The organism is Streptomyces sp. NPDC048484, from assembly GCF_040651415.1.
In the GTDB taxonomy this organism is placed as follows: domain Bacteria; phylum Actinomycetota; class Actinomycetes; order Streptomycetales; family Streptomycetaceae; genus Streptomyces.
In genome coordinates this window covers 1-4,833 of sequence record NZ_JBEZJY010000113.1, presented here as the reverse complement: position 1 = coordinate 4,833, position 4,833 = coordinate 1, and the positions used below count along the sequence as shown (strand labels likewise).

Sequence of the window (4,833 nt, the reverse complement as noted above, 5' to 3'; positions counted from 1 at the left end):
GTCAGGTCGAACCCGGCGCAGATCTGCGCGTACTTGCGTTGAATCACGACCGAGAGCCAGAAGAGCTTGTCGCCATAGTCCACGCCGGCCTCCCCCGTCCGATGATGAACGATCAGCCTACTCGTCGCGGGCCCGGCTGCTGTCTGGCAGCGGACTGCGGTCTGCTGCAGGACCGCCCGACGCACCGAACCCGGTCGGCGCCCCGTCACACCACCCTTTGATCGCAGCAGACCGCTTCCGGATGCAGCGGGACCGCCTCGCTCGGAGCGACATGGCGGCGGACCACGGTCTTCGTTCGGCCGGGATCGTCATCGGGACGCCGCAGAAGTGGGCGAAGGCCCGTCGGTGGCAGTCGAAGAACGTCTGGAGGTCCCGGCTGGTGGTGAAGCAGCAGAACGGGACTCGTGAGTACGACAGCTTCATGTGGAAGGAGTAGACCTTCGGAATGCCCTTGTGGGCGAGAATCCTGCCCTCGTGTCGGGTAGGAGCGCCGCATTGCTGCGGCGCTCCCCCTCAGAACCGGGCCGGCAGGTTTCCCCGCACCACGGCTCAAGCAAGCCCCGAGGGCGTCAGGAGAGTGCAACTGCTCCTGGTCTCCTGCGGATTCGGGCCCGAAGACCGCGATGGCAGGAGGCGTGCAGGCGTGCACGCGGCGTGTTCGGTTCCCGTCCGACGCGTCGGGCCGTCCGTGCAGAGTGAGATAGTCAGCGGCTATCGCCCTCTTGGCCACGTTCAGCCACCACCGCTCCCATTCCTGAGGCGACTGCGGCGGCTGGTCGGCGGTGAGAACGTGTTCCCCGGGCCGAATGCTGCTGAGTCGGCAGACGGTGGAGTCAACCGAACCTGTCCAGCCCACGTCGGTGTCCGCCTCAGCAAGGACAGCGGCGTCTGAAGGGGCCGGGTGGGTCCGACGGCGATCGGCCCACCGTCGCCCAGGCCGGATCGGCCAGCATGAGCTGCTCGACCCGGCCCCACATCGCGCCGGTGATCACTAACCGGACAGACACATCGAATGAACTGGCCAGCCCATCAAAGAGACAGGCTCTCGGTGATCGAGGGTCGGATCACCCCCGCTCCGCTTCGTCCAGGACCTTAGCGAGGCCGTGGTAACCGTAGGCGAGGGCGAGTTCTCTGGGCGTGAGGCCCGCATGTGTCCGTAGGTCGAGGCGGGCTCCGGCGTCGATCAGTGCTCGCGCGGCGTCGGTATGCCCGTGCCACACCGCGTCGTGCAGCGCGGTCAGACCGTTGTAGGGGCCCTGCGCATCGATCTCGGGTGTCGGCACACCAGCCCGCCCGGGATTTTCCATCAGTGCCCGTATGACATCGGCATGCCCGAAGTAGCTGGCCTCGTGCACTGGTGTGCCCCTCATCAGTCCGACCACCCGCCGGGGGTCCGCACCAGCGTCGAGCAGCACGCGCACGATCTCGGTGTGCCCCTCGCGGCTGGCGAGACCGAGCGGGGTGTAGTCGTCGTCGAAGCCACCGGCGATCGGTGTCCGCTCGTTCACCGGAGTTCCGGCCGCGATGAGCCGTTCGACCTCACGGATGTCGCCGGCCTTGACCGCAGCGATCAGGGCCAGTGTGCTGATCTGCTCGGCGTCGGTCTCGATGCGTGCCTCGATCAGGCGCGCGATCGCATCGAGGTGGTCATCGTGCGCGAGGCTGAGGGCCGTTTGCTGCCAGTGGTTCGTGCTGGTCGTCCGTGCGCCCCGTTCCAGGAGGAGCCGCACTACTTCTTGGCGCTTGTTCAGGACTGCGTCCATGAGCGGCGTGTTCCCAAGTACGGGGGACTGCTGATCGATGAAGGATCCGTGGTCGAGCAGAAGCCCTACGACGTCACTGTTCCCCGACTGCACGGCCTTGTGAAGCGCTGTCGATCCCATCCGCGGCTCGATTGTGTGCACCGATGCTCCGGCGGTCAGCAGAAGTTCCACCATCTGCAGTTGGCCGAGACCGGAGGCGATCATCACTGGTGAGAGGCCCTCGGGCCCGATGAGGTTCACATCGGCGCCGGAGCGGAGGAGATCGATCGCGGCCGGGAGGTCGCCGGCTCGGATCGAGGCTTCGAGGTTCACTTTCGTTCTCCGTTCGATGAAGTGGGTGCGGTATGGCTGGGCATCAGGCGGCGTGCCTGGCCGAGCCGGGGCTCTCTGGCAACTCGAGGCCGTCAAGAAACGTGATCAGCTCTGCGTTGACGCGGTCAGCCGCCTCGTGCTGAGGCCAGTGGCCTACGTTCTCCAGTGCGATTACGTCGACCAAGCCGGGCGCAAGAGGCAGAAGTTCCTCGCGAGTGGGGGGTGTCGGATGGAACAATTGGCAAAGGCCGTCAGCGACGCCCCAAATGTAGAGCGACGGCTGCTGAATGACTGCACCCTTGAACGCTGACATGAGATCGAACGTTACTTGCGCGCCACGGTAGTGATTGATACCAGTATCGAAACCGGTCTTTTCGAACGAGCTGATTGTGTGGGCGACGTAATCCGGGTCGGCCCATTCTGGGATGGCTACCGGAGCAGGCCGGAGCATGTTTCGGGCTGAATCAACGGGGTCCCATCCGGTGTCCGGCGTCGGACTTCCTGAAAGCCAGTACAGGATGCTGGGAATTGTCTTCTTGGCGGGCTCGAAATTAGCGTCGGCGCCAGGCTCCATCATGCCGAATACGTAGTATTTCTCGCCCAGCCCCTGCTGGCGGAGCGCGTCCCAGGTGCTGAGTTCACCGCGGGGGAGAAAAGGTATGCTCAGGCTAACAATTGCGCGGAAGCGGTCTGGCCGCATCACCATGGCGCGCTGAGCATGGTCGGCACCCCAGTCGTGGCCGACAAGGACGGCGGAATCGATGTTGAGCGCATCGAGTACGCCCACCAGATCTCCGACGATGTGGAGGGCGCTATAAAGTTCCGCCTCGGGTGGAGCGTAGCTCGCGCCAAAGCCGCGCATATCGAGCGCGACTGCACGATAGCCCGCCTCTGCGACGGCGCGCATCTGGCCGCGCCAGGTTTCTGCCGTGTCGGGATAGCCGTGGGCGAACAGGACGGTCGGCCCCTCTCCCTGGTCGATGACGTGGAATGACGCTCCGTTCACCTCCACCTGCGTGCGGCGTAGCGGGAACAGGTCGGTCGGGGTCGTGGCCGTTGAGACGGGATGGTCACGCATCACATGCACTCCAATTTCGGGATATTTCGCTGACGCGACAGCCGCGTGCTTGGGCAAGTGCGAGGAGGGGCCAGGTATCGGCTTGCCGCATCAGCGGGCGGGCCCCGATCTGAGTCGGGGACTAGGCTGAGCGGCCTGCGTGTGGCTCTGAGGCGCCAGCGGTGAACTCAAGCTAACCTACTTTTAGTAGGTTAGCAAGCAAGCGTGAGGTGAGGACGACATGCAAGGCAGGAGCACGGAGGCGACTCCGCGTCGGCTCTCCAAGGCGCAGCGGCGACGCCAACTTCTCGAAACGGCGCTTCTGGTTGTCCGCGAGGAGGGTGTCGATCGACTGAGCCTGGGGCATCTTGCCGCGCGCGCGGGTGTCTCCAAGCCAGTCGCCTACGACCATTTCGCCACGCGGTCGGAGCTGTTGATCGAGCTCTACCGGTCGATCGATATGGAACAGAGGAACCAACTGCGGACGGCTTTGGCTTCCGGCGAACGGAGCCTCGACGAAACTGCCGAGGTACTCGCGGCCGCCTACGTGCGCTGTTTCGCCGATACGAGCGGAGAGTGGCATGCCGTTGGCGCTGCGCTGGGGGGCAGCACGGAGAAGGACGCCGTATACCAGGAACTGCTCGACGACTCCGTCCAGTTCTTCGCAAACATTCTGGAGCCGTACAGCACCTTGTCCCCAGCAGAACTCCAACGACGCTGTGCAGGCTTGATCGGTGCGGGCGAGGCCCTCGCGGGCATGATGGTGCGTGGCGGCAGCAGCGAAGAGGAGGCCGCGGTGACGTTCACCTTCCTGATACGGGGCGCGTTTCGCTGACCTGCGTCGTGACCCGCTCCCTTCGCGTGTACCGGGATGGCGGGTCCGGCGGGGGCCGCGGACTACGGGCCGGGCCCCCGTGCCGGCGGCCGTGGAGGGTTCGCAGCTCGCTGCCGGTTCGGGGCGGTGCCCGGTGACTCTGCCGGGCGAGGTGTGGTTCGTGACGCTGCGGTCCAGCAGGTGGTGGTTGCGCTCGGTTCTAAGCTTGTTCTTTTTCTTCCGGCCTCGAACAGCGTCCCGAACTGTGTCGCTCACCTGGGAGTTCGCGGGACGTGAGGGCGGCCTTCGCCGGATCGTGTGTTCCGACCAAGGAATGCACGTGACCGAGACGAAGGCCGTGATGGTGAGTGTGCTGGCTGAAGGGGCCCTACGGAAGGCGTTCGCGGAAGCGTCACGCTTCCGGGGCGAGTCTACGAGTGTCTGACCGCCCGGCGGGATGAGTTGTTCGAGCTGGTGGACTCGGTGCTGTGCGCGGACGGCCCGGTGAAATCGCCGGTGGATCTGACGCTGGTGCCCGAGCATCATCGTGGGCACGGCGCGTTGTACGGAGCCCTCAACCGCGGCCGGATTGACGTCGACAGGTTGCGGGCCCTGCTGGCCGACATGCCCCTGCCGCGCTTCGAGAGCGGGCGCCTGGTGCTCGCGGTCGACGTGTCACCGTGGCTGCGCTCGGACGCGCCGTGCTCGGCAGACCGGTTGTTCTGCCATGTCTACGGGCGGGCGAAGTCCGCCTCTCAGTTCATCCCGGGCTGGCCGTACTCCTTCGTCGCCGTCCTGGAGCCCGGCGCCACCTCGTGGACCGGGATTTTGGACGTGGTCCGGCTCGGACCCGAGGACGATGCGACCGCGGTCACCGCCGTCCAGCT

General features: G+C 65.7%; 3 protein-coding genes and 3 pseudogenes. 2 read left to right on the top strand and 4 right to left on the bottom strand.

What is annotated here, in order from left to right; all coding sequences use genetic code 11:
• The 4 genes and pseudogenes from AB0D14_RS44630 to AB0D14_RS44615 all read right to left on the bottom strand — a co-directional run.
• Nucleotides 1–209, bottom strand: a pseudogene (locus AB0D14_RS44630) (hypothetical protein); the annotation flags it as partial.
• Between the two features lie 20 nt (nt 210–229).
• Nucleotides 230–474 (bottom strand): annotated as a pseudogene (locus AB0D14_RS44625) (IS21 family transposase); the annotation flags it as partial.
• Between the two features lie 590 nt (nt 475–1,064).
• The gene (locus tag AB0D14_RS44620; protein ID WP_362791186.1) at nt 1,065–2,075 is read right to left on the bottom strand and encodes an ankyrin repeat domain-containing protein; all 1,011 of its coding nucleotides are present in this window, start codon (nt 2,073–2,075) and stop codon (nt 1,065–1,067) included.
• Nucleotides 2,076–2,118: 43 nt separating this feature from the next.
• Nucleotides 2,119–3,153 (bottom strand): alpha/beta hydrolase, encoded by a 1,035-nt coding sequence (locus tag AB0D14_RS44615; protein ID WP_362791184.1) that lies wholly within the window; start codon nt 3,151–3,153, stop codon nt 2,119–2,121.
• Nucleotides 3,154–3,373: 220 nt separating this feature from the next.
• On the opposite strand from AB0D14_RS44615, the gene AB0D14_RS44610 reads away from it, so the two are divergent.
• Both AB0D14_RS44610 and AB0D14_RS44605 read left to right on the top strand, forming a co-directional pair.
• A complete protein-coding gene (locus AB0D14_RS44610) occupies nt 3,374–3,967 on the top strand; it encodes a TetR/AcrR family transcriptional regulator (protein ID WP_362791181.1) in 594 nt (197 codons plus the stop codon).
• Between the two features lie 340 nt (nt 3,968–4,307).
• Nucleotides 4,308–4,833 (top strand): annotated as a pseudogene (locus AB0D14_RS44605) (transposase); the annotation flags it as partial.

What these genes read in the sequence shown, in the direction of transcription:
- AB0D14_RS44615 (WP_362791184.1), bottom strand. Translation starts at nt 3,153, where the DNA reads ATGCGTGACCATCCCGTCTCAACGGCCACGACCCCGACCGACCTGTTC.
- AB0D14_RS44610 (WP_362791181.1), top strand. Translation starts at nt 3,374, where the DNA reads ATGCAAGGCAGGAGCACGGAGGCGACTCCGCGTCGGCTCTCCAAGGCG.